Origin of the sequence: Glutamicibacter sp. NPDC090743 (assembly GCF_044769125.1) — a bacterium.
Classification (GTDB): Bacteria; Actinomycetota; Actinomycetes; order Actinomycetales; family Micrococcaceae; genus Glutamicibacter.
This window is the reverse complement of record NZ_JBIVXE010000006.1, coordinates 26,153-44,468: the sequence shown is the minus strand read 5'-3', so window position 1 is coordinate 44,468 and position 18,316 is coordinate 26,153. Positions and strand designations below refer to the sequence as shown.

Annotated in this window: 15 protein-coding genes and 2 tRNA genes; 10 read left to right on the top strand and 7 right to left on the bottom strand. The window is 60.3% G+C overall.

The genetic code is table 11. The features are described 5' to 3' along the window. Positions 1-278: 278 nt before the first annotated feature. From ACIQTS_RS13185 to ACIQTS_RS13165, 5 genes are all read left to right on the top strand, one after another. A complete protein-coding gene (locus ACIQTS_RS13185) occupies positions 279-1,607 on the top strand; it encodes an ABC transporter substrate-binding protein (RefSeq protein ID WP_133835076.1) in 1,329 nt (442 codons plus the stop codon). Between the two features lie 96 nt (positions 1,608-1,703). Then, positions 1,704-2,867 (top strand): carbohydrate ABC transporter permease, encoded by a 1,164-nt coding sequence (locus tag ACIQTS_RS13180; protein ID WP_402473626.1) that lies wholly within the window; start codon positions 1,704-1,706, stop codon positions 2,865-2,867. Further along, the gene (locus tag ACIQTS_RS13175; protein WP_041648380.1) at positions 2,860-3,747 is read left to right on the top strand and encodes a carbohydrate ABC transporter permease; all 888 of its coding nucleotides are present in this window, start codon (positions 2,860-2,862) and stop codon (positions 3,745-3,747) included. The genes ACIQTS_RS13180 and ACIQTS_RS13175 overlap by 8 nt, the downstream gene beginning before the upstream one ends. After that, the gene (locus ACIQTS_RS13170) at positions 3,747-5,165 is read left to right on the top strand and encodes a GH1 family beta-glucosidase (RefSeq protein WP_400291247.1); all 1,419 of its coding nucleotides are present in this window, start codon (positions 3,747-3,749) and stop codon (positions 5,163-5,165) included. The genes ACIQTS_RS13175 and ACIQTS_RS13170 overlap by 1 nt, the downstream gene beginning before the upstream one ends. Before the next feature lie 100 nt (positions 5,166-5,265). After that, complete coding sequence (locus tag ACIQTS_RS13165; protein WP_286134377.1) at positions 5,266-6,279, top strand: LacI family DNA-binding transcriptional regulator; 1,014 nt, start codon at positions 5,266-5,268, stop codon at positions 6,277-6,279. Between the two features lie 77 nt (positions 6,280-6,356). Here ACIQTS_RS13165 and ACIQTS_RS13160 read toward each other — a convergent pair. From ACIQTS_RS13160 to ACIQTS_RS13150, 3 genes are all read right to left on the bottom strand, one after another. Further along, a tRNA-Arg gene (locus ACIQTS_RS13160) sits at positions 6,357-6,433 on the bottom strand. A gap of 101 nt (positions 6,434-6,534) precedes the next feature. After that, positions 6,535-7,110 carry a GNAT family N-acetyltransferase gene (locus tag ACIQTS_RS13155; RefSeq protein ID WP_332488285.1) on the bottom strand — a complete coding sequence of 192 codons (576 nt, stop codon included), beginning with the start codon at positions 7,108-7,110 and terminating at the stop codon, positions 6,535-6,537. Between the two features lie 59 nt (positions 7,111-7,169). After that, positions 7,170-7,246 (bottom strand) — tRNA-Arg (locus ACIQTS_RS13150). Between the two features lie 317 nt (positions 7,247-7,563). Between ACIQTS_RS13150 and ACIQTS_RS13145 the strand changes: the two genes are divergently transcribed. From ACIQTS_RS13145 to ACIQTS_RS13135, 3 genes are all read left to right on the top strand, one after another. After that, positions 7,564-9,396 (top strand): phosphoenolpyruvate carboxykinase (GTP), encoded by a 1,833-nt coding sequence (locus tag ACIQTS_RS13145; protein ID WP_402473625.1) that lies wholly within the window; start codon positions 7,564-7,566, stop codon positions 9,394-9,396. A gap of 167 nt (positions 9,397-9,563) precedes the next feature. Next, a complete protein-coding gene (locus tag ACIQTS_RS13140; RefSeq protein ID WP_105658806.1) occupies positions 9,564-10,091 on the top strand; it encodes a PadR family transcriptional regulator in 528 nt (175 codons plus the stop codon). Further along, positions 10,088-11,170 (top strand): alpha/beta hydrolase, encoded by a 1,083-nt coding sequence (locus ACIQTS_RS13135; protein WP_332488280.1) that lies wholly within the window; start codon positions 10,088-10,090, stop codon positions 11,168-11,170. Before ACIQTS_RS13140 ends, ACIQTS_RS13135 begins: the two co-directional genes overlap by 4 nt. A 67-nt stretch (positions 11,171-11,237) precedes the next feature. Here ACIQTS_RS13135 and ACIQTS_RS13130 read toward each other — a convergent pair whose 3' ends face one another. The 4 genes from ACIQTS_RS13130 to ACIQTS_RS13115 all read right to left on the bottom strand — a co-directional run bounded on the left by ACIQTS_RS13130 (position 11,238) and on the right by ACIQTS_RS13115 (position 15,012). Continuing rightward, complete coding sequence (locus ACIQTS_RS13130; RefSeq protein WP_402473624.1) at positions 11,238-12,413, bottom strand: globin domain-containing protein; 1,176 nt, start codon at positions 12,411-12,413, stop codon at positions 11,238-11,240. 146 nt (positions 12,414-12,559) lie between these two features. Beyond that, the gene (locus tag ACIQTS_RS13125; protein WP_105662496.1) at positions 12,560-13,018 is read right to left on the bottom strand and encodes an Rrf2 family transcriptional regulator; all 459 of its coding nucleotides are present in this window, start codon (positions 13,016-13,018) and stop codon (positions 12,560-12,562) included. Positions 13,019-13,095: 77 nt separating this feature from the next. Beyond that, positions 13,096-13,566 carry a hypothetical protein gene (locus ACIQTS_RS13120; protein WP_105658802.1) on the bottom strand — a complete coding sequence of 157 codons (471 nt, stop codon included), beginning with the start codon at positions 13,564-13,566 and terminating at the stop codon, positions 13,096-13,098. A gap of 12 nt (positions 13,567-13,578) precedes the next feature. Then, positions 13,579-15,012, bottom strand: a complete 1,434-nt coding sequence (locus ACIQTS_RS13115; RefSeq protein ID WP_388024647.1) for a phosphomannomutase/phosphoglucomutase — start codon at positions 15,010-15,012, stop codon at positions 13,579-13,581. Positions 15,013-15,179: 167 nt separating this feature from the next. Between ACIQTS_RS13115 and ACIQTS_RS13110 the strand changes: the two genes are divergently transcribed. Continuing rightward, positions 15,180-17,300: a RecQ family ATP-dependent DNA helicase gene (locus ACIQTS_RS13110; protein ID WP_402473623.1), complete on the top strand. Its 2,121-nt coding sequence runs from the start codon at positions 15,180-15,182 to the stop codon at positions 17,298-17,300. Positions 17,301-17,330: 30 nt separating this feature from the next. Beyond that, positions 17,331-18,248 (top strand): hypothetical protein, encoded by a 918-nt coding sequence (locus tag ACIQTS_RS13105; RefSeq protein WP_332498833.1) that lies wholly within the window; start codon positions 17,331-17,333, stop codon positions 18,246-18,248. Positions 18,249-18,316: the final 68 nt, after the last annotated feature.

Sequence of the window (18,316 nt, the reverse complement as noted above, 5' to 3'; positions counted from 1 at the left end):
CTGGCCACCTTCTTTTAACCCGCTTTGGGGAACCCAGAGGGGCGCTGGTTGCGGGGCGGAGAATTCTTTGGGGAAAAGGCTTGACAGAAAACTTCCATCGTGGAGAATTGTTGGAGAAGATTTGTGAGAGCGCTCACAAAATGTTTGGCAGAGTCGCTTTCATCGTTTCAGGCATCCAGGAAATCGCAGGAATTTTCTTTTTTGCCGTATTTTGAGAGCGCTCTCAAACTTGTTGGCGCTCACCCGCTCGCACGATTCATATCCGAAATGGAGTCACCGTGAAACCCTCACGCAAATCCCCACTGGCACTGGCCACGGCCGTTGCCGGAAGCATCGCCCTGGTAGCAACCGGCTGCGCAGCCGACGCAAGCAAGGATGCCCAGCCGGCCTCGGCTGATAACCCGGTCACGCTGACCGTGACGACCTTCGGCACCCAGGGACTGGACCCGCTGTACGAGAAGTACCAGAAGGAAAACCCTGGAATCACCATCGAAGCCACCAACATCGACACCGGTGGCAACGCGTTGACCGACTGGAAGACCAAGCAGGCTGCGGGTGCCGGCCTGCCAGATGTCCAAGCAGTGGAAGAAGGCTGGCTGGGCCAGGTGATGTCGGTTGCAGATTCCTTCACCGATCTGCGCGAGTTCGGTGCCAATGAGGTAGCGGGGGATTGGGTTGACTGGAAGGTCAAGCAGGCCACCGACCCAGAAGGCCGCGTCATTGGCTACGGTACGGACATTGGGCCGATGGGCATCTGCTTCAATGCCAAGCTGTTCAAGGACGCTGGCATGCCCAGCGAGCGCGAAGAAGTTGCCGAGTTGCTCGGTGGCGACGACGCAACCTGGGAAGACTTCTTCAAGGCAGGCAACGAGTATGTGAAGAAGACCGACAAGGCCTTCTACGACCAGTCCGGTTTCGTCTGGAATTCCATGGTCAATCAGCTCGACGAGGGCTACTACAAGGCTGACGGATCACTGAATATCGAGGGCAACGCCGAACTGCGCGAGCGCTGGGACCTGCTCTCCGATGCTGCGTCCAAGGGGCTGTCGGCCAACCAGACCCAGTGGGACTGGGGCAAGGGCCAGGCCTTCGTTGACGGTTCCTTCGCCGTCATGCCTTGCCCGGGCTGGATGCTTGGCACGGTCAAGGGCCAGGTTGAGGGTGCCGGTGGAGACTCCAGCGCAGGCTGGGACTTCGCAGATGTCTTCCCGGGCGGCGCGGCCAACTGGGGCGGCTCGTTCCTGACCGTGCCGACCACCTCCGAGCACCCGGCCGAGGCTGCGAAGCTCGCCCAGTACCTGACCAGCGCATCGTCGCAGGCGACCTCATTCGAGGAAGCCGGCACGTTCCCTTCGAACCTGGAAGCGCAGAAGTCCGATGCAGTGACCGGCACGAATGAGATGAGCGAATTCTTCAATAACGCACCGGTGGGCGAAATCCTGGGCAACCGCGCCAACGGCGTCCAGGCCCAGTACAAGGGCCCTCAGGATTCGGTGATCCAGGAGCAGGTCTTCGGCCCGGCTATCAAGGCGATCGATGCTGGCAGCGACAGCGAGACCGCCTGGAACAAGGCCCTCTCCACCCTGCAGGAACTGGAAATCAAGTAATCCCGTAGCCCGCTTCGAATCCAGGCAAGGGCCGCGGCACGCAACGAGGTTGCGGCCCATGCCTGGACAGCTACTGCAGCAGGAAAGATGCCACTGATGAGCACCACAACACACGATGCCCCGGAACAAGACCGGGACGCCAGCGCGCCCAGTCCGCAGCCCCAGCGTTGGAACAAGGGGAACAATGCTCCGGCCGGGGCTAAGCCGGCCGAGACCAGGGACGAGCGCAAGACGCGCCGGCGGCACCTTCGCGGGCGGTGGGATTTCAAGTACTCCCCATATCTCTACATCTCGCCTTTCTTCATCCTCTTCGGCCTGGTGGGCCTGTTCCCCCTGATCTACACGTTCGTCGTCTCGATCAATGACTGGGATCTGCTCGGCGGAGCAGGAGCCTGGATCGGCCTGGAAAACTACAAAGCCGAACTGACCTCTCCGCTGTTCTGGAATTCCCTGTTCAATACCTTCAGCATCTTCCTGCTTTCGGCCATCCCGCAATTGGTGATCGCGACGTTCATCGCGGCCATGCTGGACCAGAACATCCGCGCCAAGACCTTCTGGCGCATGAGCGTGCTGGTTCCCTACGTGGTCACGCCGGTGGCCGTCACACTGATTTTCTCCTCGGCATTCGACGAGCAGTATGGCGTGCTGAACAACCTGCTGGCCGCCGTGAATATCGACCCGATCGCGTGGAAGACCGAGGTCTTCCCGTCGCATATGGCTATTGCGACCATGGTGAACTGGCGCTGGACCGGCTACAACGCGCTGATCCTGCTGGCAGCCATGCAGGCGGTGCCACGCGAACTGCATGAATCGGCGGCCATCGACGGCGCCGGCGTGATCCGCCGCTTCTTCTCGATTACCTTGCCCAGCATCCGCCCCACGATGATCTTCGTGATCATCACTGCCACCATCGGCGGCCTGCAGATCTTCACCGAACCCAAGCTGTTCAACCCCAGCAGCTCGGTTCCCGGCGGCCCGGACCGCCAGTACCAGACCACGGTGCTCTACCTCTGGGACCTGGCATTCAATCGCGGGGACTTCGGACGCGCTTCGGCCGTGGCCTGGATCCTCTTCCTGATCATCATCGTGATCGGCGTGATCAATTTCCTGATCTCCGGATCCATCGCTTCCTCGGCCGACAAGAAGGGCGCCGGCAGCACTGGCAGAACCCGAGCGGCACGTCGGGCAGCTGCCCGAGCCCAAGCCAAAGCAGCAAAGCCGGCCAACGGAACGCAGAGCGGAAGTGTAGCAAATGAGTAATGCAACAGTGGAACGCCCCGCGCGCCAGGTCCGTGCGCCCCAGCGCCGCGGCAAGAACTTCTCCATGGACCGCCGTCCTGGCTTCCTCACCTACGGAATCCTGCTGGCCTTCCTCATTGGCAGCACCTACCCGCTGTGGTACTCGTTCGTCATCGGTTCCTCCACCGGTGCGGTGTTCGCCTCGGCGTACCCGCCGCTGCTGCCAGGCGGCCAGTTCTGGACCAATGTCGCCGAGGTCCTGGACTCCGTCGATTTCTGGGCGGCCCTGGGCAACAGCATCATCGTCTCCTCGGTGATCACCTTCTCGGTGGTTTCCTTCTCCACCCTGGCAGGCTACGCGTTCGCCAAATTGCGCTTCCGCGGGCGCCAGGGGCTGCTGGTCTTCGTGATCGCGACCTTGGCCGTGCCCACCCAGCTGGGCATCATCCCGATGTTCATGATGATGAAGCAATTCGGCTGGACCGGCTCGCTGGGAGCCATCATCATCCCGACCCTGGTCACTGCCTTCGGCGTATTCTTCATGCGCCAGTACCTGGTGGAGAACATCCCCGATGAACTGATCGAGGCCGCCCGCGTGGATGGCGCCTCCATGATCGGCACCTTCTGGCATGTCGGGGTTCCAGCGGCTCGCCCGGCGATGGCGATCCTGTCGCTGTTCACCTTCATGACCGCCTGGACCGACTACCTGTGGCCCATGCTGGTGGCACCGCAGAACCCAACCTTGCAGGTGGCGTTGAGCCAACTGCAGTCTGCCCGATACGTTGACTACACCATCGTGATGACCGGGGCCCTGCTGGCCACGATCCCGCTGCTGGTGCTCTTCATACTTGCAGGCAAACAACTTGTATCCGGAATTATGGCAGGAGCTGTAAAGGGCTAATGATGAACCACCTATCCCAAAAATTCGCGTGGCCTAAGGAATTCTTGTGGGGCTCGGCTACGGCAGCAGCCCAGATCGAAGGCGCTGGCCATTCCTACGGCAAGGAAGATTCGGTCTGGGACGCCTTCGCCCGGAAGCAAGGGGCCATCGCAGGAGGTGAGAACCTCGAAGTCGCAGTGGACCACTACCACCGCTACCGCGAAGATGTGCAGCTCATGCGCGAACTGGGCCTGGACTCCTACCGGTTCTCCACCAGCTGGGCTCGCGTGGTCCCCGGGGGCCGCACCGTGAACCCCGAAGGCCTGGATTTCTACTCCCGGCTGGTCGACGAGCTGCTGGAGAATGGCATCCTGCCGTGGCTGACGCTCTACCACTGGGATCTGCCGCAGGCATTGGAAGAGCGCGGTGGCTGGACCAACCGCGAGACCTCCTACAAATTCCTCGAATACGCGGAGGCTGTGCATGAAAAGCTCGGTGACCGCGTGAAGCACTGGACGACATTCAACGAACCGCTGTGCTCTTCGCTGATTGGCTACGCCGCCGGCGAGCATGCCCCGGGACGCCAAGAACCTCAAGCCGCGCTGGCAGCGGTGCACCACCAGCATCTGGCCCACGGGTTGGCCACCGCCCGACTGCGCGAACTGGGCGCGGAGCATATCGGCATCACGCTGAACCTGACCAACGCGGTCCCGAATAATCCCGGCGATCCGGTGGATCTGGAAGCAGCGCGCCGCGTCGACGCATTGTGGAACCGCATGTACCTGGACCCTGTCCTGCGCGGTTCCTACCCCGACGACCTGCTTGAAGACGTCCGGGGTTTGGGGCTGGCTGAAGTCATTGAAGCAGGAGACCTGGAGATCATCTCGCAGCCAATCGACTTCTTGGGCGTGAACCACTACCACGATGACAACGTTTCAGGCCATCCGCTGCCCGCCGGCCAGCCGCAGCCCGTGGTGCCTACCGATTCGCCGAAGTCTTCGCCATTTGTCGGCAGCGAGTATGTGACCTTCCCGGCACGCGACCTGCCGCGCACGGCCATGGGCTGGGAAGTGAATCCCGAAGGGCTGCGCGTGCTGTTGAACCGGTTGAGCCGGGACTACGCTAACCTTCCGTCGCTGTACATCACGGAGAATGGCGCTTCCTACACCGATACGGTGACGGAAGCCGGAACCGTTGAAGATCCCGAACGCGAGGAATACATCCTCAACCACCTTGATGCTGTGGCCCGCGCGATAGAAGACGGCGTGGATGTCCGCGGCTACTTTGTCTGGTCTTTGCTGGACAATTTCGAATGGGCTTGGGGCTACGCGAAGCGCTTTGGCATTATCCACGTCGATTACCAGACCCAGGTGCGAACGATTAAGAATAGTGGCAAGGCCTACGCAGGGTTGATTGCCGCAAACCGTACAATGGCATAACACCTGAGCATGATGGTCCGCAGCCTGCCGATGGTGCTGCGGACCATCATCGTGTTTCACCGACGGACTACTGCAAGGCACCTGGATAAAGATCATGATCATGCACGAAGCGCGGAGCCCGAAACCGACCCTCGAGTTGGTGGCAGAACGCGCAGGTGTCTCACGGGCCACGGTCTCCCGTGTAGTGAATGGCTCGGATCGGGTGAAGCCAGGGGCTCGCAAGGCTGTTGAATTGGCGATCCGCGAATTGAACTACGTGCCTAACCGTGCCGCCCGTTCCCTGGCGCAGGGCCGGACCAATTCCATCGCCTTGGTGGTTCCCGAGAACACCGCGAAGTTCTTCGCAGACCCGTACTTCGCCAAGGTCGTCCAGGGCGCTGCCCAGTACTTGGCCGATACCGAATTCATGCTCACCTTGCTGCTGTCCACCGAAGCGGATCCGGTGAAAACCACCCGTTACCTGCAAGGCAGCAATGTGGATGGCGCGCTGGTGCTTTCGCACCACGCGGATGACCGTTCCTATGCGGATCTCGGAACTGTGTTGCCCATGGTTTATGGCGGACGCACCATGAGCACCGATCAAAAGGACATCTATGTTGTCGATATCGACAACATCGCCGCCGCCAGGCAAGCGACTGAGGTCATCCTTGGCCAGGGACGCACCAAGCTGGCAATTATTGCCGGGCCACAGGACATGGGCGCGGGACTGGACCGTTTGGTGGGATTCAAGCAGGCAGTTGAACGCGCGGGCCTGGAGCCTGCGGCTATTGAGATCGGCGACTTCACCCCGGCTAGCGGACGGCGCATCATGCAGCAGCTGCTGGACGCGGATGTTGCGGTAGACGGCCTGTTTGCCGCCAGTGCCCAGATGGGCTTCGGAGCTTTGCAAGCCCTAGGGGAAGCCGGTGTGAAAGTGCCGGAGGACATTTCGGTAACGTCCGTTGATGATGACTCTTTCGCGCGAAGCTCGACACCGCCGTTGACGACCATTGCGCAGAACCCGGAGCGCCAGGGCGAAATCATGGCGGAACTGTTGATCAAACGCATCAACGGAGAACAGGTACCCGAGTGGAGCATCATGGACACGAAATTGGTGTTGCGCGCTTCGCACTAGTCTGTTGCGGCACCGCTGCCGTTCACCGCCGGGATTTAACAAAAAAATTCCCACTCGATCGAGTGGGAATTTTCAGTTGGTGCGCCCAAAGGGATTCGAACCCCTGACCTTCTGTTCCGTAGACAGACGCTCTATCCAGCTGAGCTATGGGCGCATATTCATTTATTAGCAGTCTTGACGACTTGAATAACTTTACACGAGATTTCCGGGGAGCAAGAACCAAAACAGCAAAAAGTGCCGTGATTCACAAAATAACTAGTCGACTACGGAATCACTGGGATTGGAAGCCGAATGATCGTGCAATATCGCTTGGTAGAGGTTGTGGTTCTGCCAGCGTCCTTCGATCTCCAGATAGTTCGGCGCCATGCCAATTCGGACGAAGCCGTTCTTTTCAAGAACGCGCTGCGAGCCGTAATTGTGGGGGAGCGTACTGGCTTCCAGCCGGTGCAAGCCCAGATCGTTGAGCGCCACCGTGCGCAAGGTGGCCACGGCTCGGGAAGCCAAGCCCCGCCCGGTGTATTCATGATCGATCCAGTAGCCCAGGCTGGCGCTTTGGAATGCGCCACGGGCCACTCCGCTGATATTAAAGCGTCCGATGAGCGCATCCCGTTCGAAGAGCCCGAAGGGAAAGGCCAATCCGCTTCGGCGAGCTTCTGAGGCGGCTGCGAGGTGTGCCGCTTGCCGCGTCTCGGTGAAGAATTCTGCGGGGCGAGCCGGCTCCCAGGGCTCCAGGTGCTGTCGATTGCGCTGGTAGGACTCAGCGACTTGCTTTGCGTCGGCGACTTCCAGCAGGCGCAGGCTGAGCTGGCCGCCTAGAGCAAGCTGTGTCATCGGGCAATCCTTTGGGGGAAACAAAAAATTCCCACTCGAGCGAGTGGGAATTTTTCAGTTGGTGCGCCCAAAGGGATTCGAACCCCTGACCTTCTGTTCCGTAGACAGACGCTCTATCCAGCTGAGCTATGGGCGCATATTCTTTTGTGTGGCTTGTTCTCACGAACCTCGAATAACTATACAGGTCGATTTCGCGCTGTACAAATCGACGGGCAAAGCTAGTGGGTCCAGATGAACATAAGGTTATGTGAAGACGTTGAAAGGGTACCGGTCTACGTGACCTTCGTCACATAATCGAGTCAATTCGTTTAGACCAACCCCCGGAATTTCGGGAATTTTTTCCTTCGGGTCCTCCGGGTTTCACTTTCATGAGGTTTCGATCACACGGCGCTGGAGTTGAGTACCTAATAGCCTTGATTTATTGCAAGTTCAGCCCAATGGAGGGAATGGATAATGAGCACGAGCTCGGATCAGAACGTTATCAGCGCAGCACCTACTTCGCACGAGAAGTTGGCATCCTGGGTTGAGGAAGTTGCCGCACTGACGAAGCCGGATCGTGTTTATTGGGTTGATGGGTCAGCTGAAGAAAATGATCGCCTGACTGCCGAGCTGGTTGAAGCCGGCACCTTGGTCAAGCTGACCGATCCGAACTTCCCTAACTCTTACGCTGGTTTCTCGGACCCCAAGGATGTGGCCCGAGTCGAAGAGCGCACCTTCATCTGCTCCGAAAAGGAAGAAGATGCAGGCTTCACCAATAATTGGGAAGACCCAACCAAGATGAAGTCCATGCTCAGCGGCCTGTTCGATGGCTCGATGCGCGGACGCACCATGTACGTCATCCCATTCGTCATGGGCCCGCTGAACGCGGAAGTGCCTGCCTACGGCGTGGAGATCACCGATTCCGCCTACGTCGTTGCCTCGATGCGCATCATGGCCAAGATCGGCAATGAAGTACTGCGCAAGATGGAAGCCGAGGACGCTTTCTTCGTTCCAGCGCTGCACTCGGTAGGTGCACCCCTGGAGCCGGGCCAGGAAGATGTTGCCTGGCCATGCAACGAAGACAAGTGGATCGTGCACTTCCCCGAAGACCGCGCCATCATGTCCTACGGTTCGGGCTACGGCGGCAACGCGCTGCTGGGCAAGAAGTGCTACTCGCTGCGCATCGCCTCGGCGATGGCCCGCGATGAAGGCTGGCTCGCAGAGCACATGCTCATCCTGAAGCTGACCAGCCCGCAGAACAAGTCGTACCATATTGCCGCGGCATTCCCGTCGGCCTGCGGCAAGACCAACCTGGCACTGCTGGATCCAACCATTGAAGGCTGGAAGACTGAGACCCTGGGCGATGACATCAACTGGATGCGCATCGGCAAGGACGGCGAGCTGCGCGGCGTTAACCCCGAATACGGCCTGTTCGGCGTGGCGCCAGGCACCGGCTGGTCCACCAACCCGAACGCGATGCGCGCCATCTCCAAGGGCAACAACATCTTCACCAATGTTGCGCTGACCGATGACGGTGGCGTCTGGTGGGAGGGCATGACCGACGAGGCTCCTGCGCACCTGACCGACTGGTTGGGCAACGACTGGACTCCTGAATCCGGTCGTCCGGCAGCGCACCCTAATTCGCGCTTCTGCACCCCGATCGACCAGGTCGACATGCTTTCCGAGGACTACTACTCGCCTAACGGCGTGAAGATCGATGCGATCCTCTTCGGCGGCCGCCGCAAGACCACCATTCCGCTGGTGACCGAAGCCCGCAGCTGGACCAACGGCATCTTCATGGGTTCGACCCTTTCCTCCGAGACCACCGCAGCCGCTGCAGGTGCGACCGGAGTGATTCGCCGTGACCCGATGGCGATGCTGCCATTCATCGGCTACAACGCAGGCGACTACCTGAACCACTGGGACAAGATCTCGAACAAGCTCAACCCAGAGCAGATGCCGAAGATCTTCTTGGTGAACTGGTTCCGCCGCACGGCTGACGGTGGCTTCGCGTGGCCAGGGTTCGGCGACAATTCGCGTGTGCTCAAGTGGGCTGTCGAGCGTATCGAAGGCACCGCGGACGCCCGGGAAACCATCATCGGAAACGTCCCGACCGGCGAGTCCCTGGATTTGGCCGGCCTTGAAGGGTTCACCCCAGCCGACGTCGAAGCGGCAGTAGCTGTCAACAAGGATGAATGGGCTACCGAAGTCGAGGCCATCGAAGAGTGGTACGCCAAGTTCGGCGACGCGCTGCCGGCTTCGCTGCGTGCAGAGCTCGACGGCTTGAAGGATCGCCTGAACGCGTAGTTGACTAGGATCTCCAGCAGATCCGCACAGTGAACGCCCCGGTGACTGGAATTCCAGTCACCGGGGCGTTCTCGTGCGCCACGGAGGAATTGTCACAATCCGGGTACAGTTTCCACACGCCGGGGCAAAGTGGGTGCAAAATCAACTATTTATGAAAAGATTGCTCTATGGTTTTGGCACGATTGATTCTCGGGCTGCTGTGCTTGTCGCCCATGACTGGCTACGAGCTCAAGAAGCACTTTGACTCCTCTATTAACCACTTCTGGAACGCAGACAAGGCGCAGATCTATCGCACTTTGGCGCAGCTGGTGGACAAGGGGTATGCCACCGTGCGCACCGTCGCGCAGTCGAATTACCCTGACCGCCAGGAACACCACATCACGGAAACGGGACGTGCGGCACTGGCCCAGTGGCTTTCTGCTGGTGCGGTGCAGTCTCCCGAGCGTGATCCCTTCATGGGGCAGGTGTTCTTCGCCGCCGAACTCGAACGCGATGATATCCAGAGCTTGCTGGAGGAGCGCCGCCAAGCCACGCAGTTCATCCTCGATGACTACCTCTCCCAGCGCGAAGGCATTGACATGCGAGCCGCTGCGGACCGTCGCAGCTTCCTGATGGCTGCCACACTTGACCATGCAATCCGACAACAAGCCGCGGAGCTGGAATGGCTCGACGCGGTATTGGAGTACTTGCCATGACTGCAGCCAAAGACCAGAACAAGACCCCTGCAAGCGGTGCCGGGCGCGATGCCACCGATTATCCGGAAGTGCATCCCGGGCGGCATCATGATGGGCAACGGTCGATGAAGACCCTGGTCTTCCTCCACGGCGGAAACGTCGGCAACTGGAGCTGGGACCCGCAGGTTCTGGCCTTTGGCGACTGCAACATCCTGACGCTGCACCTGCCGGCCTTTGGTGCCCGGTTCGAGGAAACCTGGGATGGCCTGGAATCCGCCGCCGATGATGTCGCCGCCTTGATCGCCGACGAGGTTTCCGAAGGCGGCGTGCATCTGGTTGGCATTTCCCTGGGTGGAGTGATTGCTTTGCACGTGGCCGCACGGCATCCGGAGCTCGTTGACTCCGTGCTGATTACCGGCACTCCGGTGACCGGTGTGGGGCAGGCGGCCCGGGCTTTCCAGCGGATGCAGCTCAAGCTCATTGGCAGCGAGTGGTTCTGGCGTTTCCAGGCTGGTGCCTACGGAATGGTGGATGATGAGCGCGAGCTGTTCACCGAGCACGGCGTGAAGCTCAAAGCCGAGAACATGCGGGCCATCATGGACGAGATGGACCCAGGGGGATTGCCGCAGAAGCTCGGCTCCTACCGGGGCCCGGTACTGGCCCTCGCTGGAGCCAAGGAGCCCAAAGTTGTGCAGAAATCCTTTGACGCGCTGCGCGCAAGGCTCCCGCAGGTGATCACGCGCGTGGTTCCGGGCATGCACCACCAATGGAATATCGAGAACCCGATCCTGTTCAACTCGGTGCTGCGCAAGTGGATTTCCGATGCGGGTCTGCACCAGATCCTGGTTGATCCGCAGGCTGCGAAGCCGGCACCCGGCGCGAAAGCAACACCGGTGGAACAAGCCGCTGAAGCGCCGGCGAATCAGGACCTGGAAGCCGGGGAGCCCGCGCCGCCAGCTCAAGAAGCCGGGCAGAAGAAGCCTGGCAGGTTCGCCGGGAAAATCGATCCTCGAAAGCTGGACCCGAAAAAGTTCGATTTGAAGAAGAAGGCACCGAAACAGGGTGGCAAGCCGGATTCTCCCGCGGATACCGGAAAATAAAGGCAAAAAAGTGCTGCAGGCGGATTCCCCATGGATCCACCTGCAGCACGGCTCTGTCACCAGGAAGCTAGGCGGCGAGCCATACATCCGGGCCGAAGACTTCGTAGTGGATACGCTCGGCCGGGATGCCGGCTTCCAGCGCCTGGTTGCGCATTGCATGCATGAATGGCAGCGGGCCGCATAAGTAGACCTGGGCATTCCCGGTCAGTGCGCCGGCGAGATCCATGTAGCCGGACGTGGCGTTCAGCCCCTCCGGCAATTCCCCGCGTTCGAACCAGGTGCTGATGGTGGCTTCTGGCAGCTTGCCGATGGATTCGAGCATCTGCTCGCGCAATGGCCAGGCGGTGGCCGTCTGGTCTGCGTGCAGCACGGTGACCTTGCGGGTGGAGCCGCGTGCGGCCAGGGTCTGCAACGCGGCCGCGCTTGGGGTGCAGCCGATTCCGGCGGTGGCGATCACCAGTGGCGAGCCATCGTCATCGATGACCAGGTCGCCATACGGATTCGATAGCTCCACCACGTCGCCGAGTTTCAGGCCATGGTGGATCACCGGGGAGAATTCGCCGTTCACATCCAGTTTGACCGTGACGGTGCGGCGGTCGGTTCGCTCGATGTCGCCGCTCAAGGTGTACTGGCGGACCTGGCGCAGGCCGTCGGCCATCGGCATGCGGACCGAAACGAATTGGCCCGGCTTGGCGACGGTGGCAGGGGTCCGGTCAGCTGGCTCGAAGCTGAAGCAGACCGAATCAACGCCGGTTTCGGTGCGCTCGACAAGCTTCCACGGGGTGTAGATCTCGGCGTTGGCCTGCTGCGCGTACAAGCCTTTCTCGATCTTGACCAGCGCGTGGGCCATCAGCCAGTAGACCTCGGTCCAGGCCTCGGCGATCTGCGGAGTCAGCGCCTCGCCCAGGTCTTCGGCGATGGCGTCGAAGAGGTGCTTGTAGACGATGGGGTACTGCTCCTCGGCGACACCGAGGGAAGCGTGCTTGTGGGCTACGCGCGCGAGCATGGTTTCCGGAGTGGTGCCCGGGTACTTGACCAAGTAGGTTGCGAAGACTGCGATGGATCCCGCCAAGGCCTGCTGCTGGGTGCCGTTCTTCTGGTTCGAACGGGAGAAGATTCCGTCGAGCAGTTCCGGGTGAGCGGTGAACAGGCGGTTGTAGAAGTTCGGGGTAATGCTGGAAATGCGCTCTGCGATGATTGGCAACGTGGCTTCAACGACCGGGAAGGACTTCGTGGACAGCATCGGGTCTCCTTGGAGTAGGCGATAACTTGTATTCCAGATACAAGATTTATGATTCATTTCTACGCCTAGTAGAAAAGGATTGCAAATCTACCGGCCGGTATTCGTAACAGAAATCGGCGATGCGACCCCCGGGGGGCGCAGGGGAATCAGGAAAGGGCGCGCACCGTAGGGAAGGGGAGCGCCGTGAAGGGCATCGCGGATGATGCTGGGCAGATGTCCTGGATGGTCAGCGGGTCCAGTGAAGCGTAGAAAGCTTCGCGGGCCTGCCGGAAGACTGCCCGCAAGCGGCAGCTGCCCGAAAGCGGGCAGTTGGATTGCGCGTCATGATCGGAGCAATCCACAATATCGGTGCGCTTGTCCAACTTGCGCAGCAGTGAGCCGAGGGAAAAATCCAGTGCTCCATCGCTCAGCTGCGCGCCGCCATTGCGGCCGCGGGTGACCTGCAGGATTCCCAGCGTGCGCAGTTCCAGGACGGCTTTGGCAACGTGGTTGTAGGGAACCCCCACGGACTCGGCGATCTGGCGGCTGGTCAGTTGCCCGGTGCCGGGCGTTGCAAGGACCATGACGGTTCGCAAGCATACGTCGGTGAAGGCACTGAGTTTCATGATTCCTACTTTACGTGCGAAAAGACTTCCGGGGTCAGCATAGTGACTATGCCGACCCCGGAATTACCAACTGCGGTCTAGAGCGCGTTGGCCCAAATGGCTTCCGCCGACTCTGCCGCTGGCTCGTCGAAGATCCATTCGCCGCCTGGCTCTGCAGGCATGGTGTACGGCTGCACGATGGCCAAGGCCGCACCGACACGGTGCTCGGCCACAATGTGGATGGCATCCTGGTCGTTTTCCTGGAGCAGCACATCCGAGGCGACAGCGATCGCCTGGAAGTGGGTGCCCTGCTGGTTCAGCACCTGCATCAGGTCCGCAACCATGGCTTCGGTGTCGATGTCGGCTTCCGGATCCTCAGGATCATCCGTTGGCGGAACAGCGATCAAGCGCAGCTCCGGCTCGTCTTCCTCTTCCTTCGGCTCCAGCGCGATCGCGAAAGGCAGGAACACGCCCTGCTCTTCGAGCTGTTCGCGGGCCACGCCCAGGGCGGTGCCCAAGACCTTGTTCAGCGCGTCCTTGACGCCCTCATCCAGTTCTTCGAGGTTCATGTCTTCCCTTTGCTAGTTGGTGACGTTCTTTTCACGCACGATAGCCAGAACGGCATCGCGGATGGGCTCAATGATTTCTGCGGTCCGGCCTTCGCCGTTGAAACGCAGGAATGGTTCGGTGTTCGATGGGCGCAGATTGATCCACCAGCTGCCATCGGCCGCTGAAATGGTCGTGCCGTCCATGGTGATCACTTCTACTGGCTGGTCTTGGAAATGCGACACGACCCGGGCAGTGGCACCTGCCTTGTCCTCGACCTCTGAATTGATTTCACCGGTGGCAGCGTAGGGTTCGTATTCGGCACCCAGCTCGGAGAGCGGCAGTTCCTGCTCGCCCAAGGCGGCCAGCACATGCATGGCAGCGAGCATGCCGGTATCGGCATTGTAGAAGTCGCGGAAGTAGTAGTGGGCGGAATGCTCGCCGCCGAAGACCGCGCCCTGCGAAGCCATTTCAGCTTTGATGAAGGAGTGGCCTACGCGGGTCATCACCGGAACGCCTCCGGACTTGGCGACGAATTCAGGCACCGCCTTGGAAGTGATCAAGTTGTGGATGATCACCGGGGACTCTTCGCCAGCTGCCTGCACACGGGCGATTTCGCGCACCGCGACCAGTGCGGTGATAGCCGAAGGGGACAGCGGCAGTCCGCGCTCGTCGATAACGAAGCAGCGGTCGGCATCGCCGTCGAAAGCCAGGCCGAGATCGGCCCCGTGCTCCAGTACTGCGGATTGCAGGTCCTTGAGGTTTTCCGGTTCCAGCGGATTGGCCGGGTGGTTGGGGAAAGTGCCATCCAGCTCGAAATACAGCGGAACAATTTCGAGCGGCAGCTCAGCGAGCACCGTACCCCCAAGAACTGCGGGGGTAGTCATGCCGCCCATGCCGTTTCCGGCATCCACCACGATCTTCAGCGGACGAATGCCCGACAAGTCCACCAATTCTCGCAGGTAAGCTGCATAGTCAGCCAGCACATCGCGCTCGCTGATGCTGCCCTGCGGGGCGTCACCGGAGACCGGCAGTCCCTCGTCAAGGTACTGCTGGGCCAGGTCGCGAATGTCGAACAGACCGGTAGCCGAAGAAATCGGGCGCGCGCCAGACTTGGACATCTTAATGCCGTTGTACTGGGCGGGATTGTGGCTGGCGGTGAAGACAACACCGGCGGCATTGAGCTTGCCCGATGCAAAGTACAGCTCATCGGTGGAGATCAATCCGAGCATGATCACGTTGGCGCCGCGGTAGGTGGCGCCACGAGCGAAGGCTTTGGCGAATTCTGCGGAAGACGGGCGCATGTCACCGCCAACCAGTACTTCCTTGCCGGACAGGGACAGGACGTCGACAAAGGCTGCGCCGATGGCTTCAATTGCTTCGGCATCCAGGTTCTCGCCGACTACGCCGCGTACGTCGTAGGCCTTAAAGCTCTGATTAAGATCAATTTCTTCACTCACGCCTTTCAGCCTACCGGTTTGACTGATTCAAATCATTGAGAACTAGGCGATTGCGGATGGGAAATGCCTAACATTTCAGCTATTTTCCCCTGTCGGCACCGCAGCTTGTGAGAGCTCATCCACAATTAGCGGACGCCACGGGCTAAATCGTGGGCAGGAACTGAAATACTGGAGGCATGGATGGCTCAACGCAAGTGGATCTGAAAACGCTGGCACTGCAGAAACTGCGCGCACTGGTGCAAAACCCGGACGCGCAGTTCCATGATGGCCAGTATGAAGCGATCAGCGCACTGGTGGCCGAGCGGCGCCGCGCACTGGTCGTCCAGCGTACCGGCTGGGGCAAGTCCGCCGTGTACTTCATCGCTTCCCTGCTGCTGCGAGAACAGGGCTACGGGCCAACACTGATCGTTTCCCCGCTGCTGGCATTGATGCGCGACCAGGTTGCGGCCGCGGAGCGTGCTGGAGTCCGCGCTGCGGCCATCAATTCGGCCAATGTGCTCGAATGGCGTGAAATCCTCGAAAAGCTGCAACGCAATGAGCTCGATGTGCTGCTGGTGTCCCCGGAGCGTTTGAACAATCCATCCTTCCGCGAGCAGCAGCTGCCGATGCTGATGCAGCGCTTGGGCCTGCTGGTCATCGACGAGGCGCACTGCATTTCGGACTGGGGCCACGATTTCCGCCCGGATTACCGCCGCATCCGGGACCTGATCGCCCGATTGCCTCAGGGCCTCCCGGTTTTGGCGACCACTGCAACAGCGAACAGCCGAGTAGTCCAGGACGTTGCCGAACAGCTGGCCGGCGGCACCGAGGAGGTCTTCACGCTGCGCGGCACCCTGGCTCGCGACTCGCTGCGCCTAGGTGTCCTGCGTCTGGCTTCGCCGCGCATGCAGTTAGCCTGGTTGCTCAGCCACATCGAGGACTTCAAGGGCTCGGGCATTATCTACACCCTGACGGTTTCTGCGGCCGAGGATATTGCTCGCCTGCTCAAGGATGCCAGGCACGAAGTTGCTGCCTACACCGGGCGCACCGATTTGGAAGAACGCGAACGCCTTGAACAAGCGTTGAAGAATAACGAAGTGAAAGCGCTGATCGCCACGAGCGCCTTGGGCATGGGTTTTGACAAGCCAGACCTCGGTTTCGTCTTGCACATCGGTGCCCCCAGCTCGCCCGTGGCCTACTACCAGCAGGTGGGCCGTGCCGGGCGTGGGAGCATCAACGCAGATGTCCTGCTGCTGCCCGGGCCTGACGACTCGGAAATTTGGGAATACTTCGCCACCAGCTCCATGCCGGACCAGGTACGCGCCACCCAGGTGCTCGAGGCCTTGGCCAAGACCGACGGTGCGATGAGCGTCCCGGCGCTGGAAAGCGCCGTGAACCTTCGCCGCTCGCCACTTGAGCTGTTGCTGAAGGTGCTGGCCGTGGATGGTGCGGTGGAGCGTGTTGCCGGCGGCTGGATGCGCACCGACATGCCATGGACCTATGATGCCGATCGGTACAAGCGAGTGGCGCAGAGCCGAATCCATGAACAAAACCTCATGGTCAGTTACGAGAACACTCGCGGATGCCGCATGCAGTTTCTGACCGACGCCTTGGATGATCCCCAGTCTGCTCCCTGCGGCCGGTGCGACAACTGCGCTGGCGTTTGGTTTGACGACCATATTCCTGACGATTCGAAGGACAGCGCGCAGGCGGCACTTGGACGGGTGGGAGTTCCTATTGAACCGCGCAAGCTGTACCCTTCGGGACTGGACCGGCTGGGGTACACGCTCAAGGGCAAAATCGCTATTGACGAGCAGGTGGCCACGGGCCGGGCGCTGGCTCGCCTGACCGACCTGGGGTGGGGCAACCGATTGCGCCAGCTCTTTGCCGACCCCACCGATTCCCCTATCGACAAGGCGATGTTCGATGCGTGCATCAAGGTGCTTGCCGAATGGAATTGGGAGGAACGTCCAGTGGGCGTTGTAGCCATGCCATCGAATAAGCGTCCCCAGCTGATCACCTCCCTTGCTCAGGGCCTAGCTGAGGTGGGACGGTTGCGCTACCTGGGGCAGCTCGAATATCGCGGTGCTGGACCACAGAATGGCCCGGGCGGGAATTCCGCTTTCCGTGTGGCTGCGGTTGCCGATGCTTTTGAACTTCCAACGCAGCTCGAACAGCTCATTGCCGACGCTCCAGGGCCGGTGCTGCTAGTTGATGATCTGGTTGATTCCCGGTGGTCCATGGCGATGGCTGGGCGGGCCCTGCGCATCGCCGGCGCACCGGGTGTCATGCCTTTCACTTTGGGCGTAGCCGGGTAATCGCACAGTTAAACAAAGTAGTCTGGAAGTATGGAATTTCTCATCTGGCTCGTTGTCCTCATCGCAGTGATTGCCCTGGGCTACTTCGGTCTGCAAGCGCTGCGCAAGAAGAACACTGCGCAAATCGCGCAGGCGATTTCCCGTGAAGCAGCGCAGGCGGCAAACGCGAGGCTGGATGATGCTTCACGCAATTCGGTGTACCGCAATCTGGCCAAGGGCGACGTCATGGGCGCGGTCAAGGATTTCCGCGCTGCTACTGGCGACTCGGTCAAGGATTGCGTGATTGCAGTACGCAGCCTCGACAAGTACCCGCAGACAGCCCCTGCCAAGGAATTGCCGAATGATGATGCCGAGATCAAGGCTTTGAGCGACAAACTCGAAGCTCAAGTTGAGCGCGAAGATCGTGAAGCGGCCGCCACTGCCGCAGAGGATGCCACACCAGCACCTGCCGATGACACTTGGGTTGTACCCCAGGAATGGAGCGAGCAGTTCAGTTCCCTTCAGGAACCAAGTGCTACGCACTTCAAGATGGCGTTCGAACTTGATGGCGAGAACCGCGAATTTTCCAGCGAACAACTGCCGGCAAATGAATACGACCAGCTATTCTCCATGCTGCGGGATTCCAATTTTGAAGAAGCGGCAAAGATCCTGCACGGCTATACGGATCTGCCGGTCGAAGACCTGGAACGCATGATCGCGACGTCTCCCATGTCTGGCGCGAGCGCCAACGGCAATATTGCAGACTTCCGCTTTGAAGGCCAGGGCCCGGATGGTCCAGTGCATTTCGATGCTGCCGAACTTCCAGAAGCTGACCGCGAAGCGCTCTTCGACGCAATCGCCGATACCGATCTGGACCGGATGTCGGACATCATTGTTCGCCACACCTCGTTGCCAGAGGATATCGTGCAGAACATGCTGCGGACCTTCGTTAAGCGCGACGACCAGTAGCGGAGAAACTGCTGTCCTGGAGTTTTGAAAATCCCCCGGATTCACCGAAAAATCGGTGAATCCGGGGG

What these genes read in the sequence shown, in the direction of transcription:
- ACIQTS_RS13120 (WP_105658802.1), bottom strand. Translation starts at nt 13,566, where the DNA reads ATGAACCTCGAAGAACTGGATGAGGGCGTCAAGGACGCGCTGAACAAG.
- ACIQTS_RS13155 (WP_332488285.1), bottom strand. Translation starts at nt 7,110, where the DNA reads ATGACACAGCTTGCTCTAGGCGGCCAGCTCAGCCTGCGCCTGCTGGAA.
- ACIQTS_RS13105 (WP_332498833.1), top strand. Translation starts at nt 17,331, where the DNA reads ATGGAATTTCTCATCTGGCTCGTTGTCCTCATCGCAGTGATTGCCCTG.
- ACIQTS_RS13145 (WP_402473625.1), top strand. Translation starts at nt 7,564, where the DNA reads ATGAGCACGAGCTCGGATCAGAACGTTATCAGCGCAGCACCTACTTCG.
- ACIQTS_RS13180 (WP_402473626.1), top strand. Translation starts at nt 1,704, where the DNA reads ATGAGCACCACAACACACGATGCCCCGGAACAAGACCGGGACGCCAGC.
- ACIQTS_RS13140 (WP_105658806.1), top strand. Translation starts at nt 9,564, where the DNA reads ATGGTTTTGGCACGATTGATTCTCGGGCTGCTGTGCTTGTCGCCCATG.
- ACIQTS_RS13135 (WP_332488280.1), top strand. Translation starts at nt 10,088, where the DNA reads ATGACTGCAGCCAAAGACCAGAACAAGACCCCTGCAAGCGGTGCCGGG.
- ACIQTS_RS13165 (WP_286134377.1), top strand. Translation starts at nt 5,266, where the DNA reads ATGCACGAAGCGCGGAGCCCGAAACCGACCCTCGAGTTGGTGGCAGAA.
- ACIQTS_RS13170 (WP_400291247.1), top strand. Translation starts at nt 3,747, where the DNA reads ATGATGAACCACCTATCCCAAAAATTCGCGTGGCCTAAGGAATTCTTG.
- ACIQTS_RS13130 (WP_402473624.1), bottom strand. Translation starts at nt 12,413, where the DNA reads ATGCTGTCCACGAAGTCCTTCCCGGTCGTTGAAGCCACGTTGCCAATC.
- ACIQTS_RS13110 (WP_402473623.1), top strand. Translation starts at nt 15,180, where the DNA reads ATGGATGGCTCAACGCAAGTGGATCTGAAAACGCTGGCACTGCAGAAA.
- ACIQTS_RS13175 (WP_041648380.1), top strand. Translation starts at nt 2,860, where the DNA reads ATGAGTAATGCAACAGTGGAACGCCCCGCGCGCCAGGTCCGTGCGCCC.
- ACIQTS_RS13125 (WP_105662496.1), bottom strand. Translation starts at nt 13,018, where the DNA reads ATGAAACTCAGTGCCTTCACCGACGTATGCTTGCGAACCGTCATGGTC.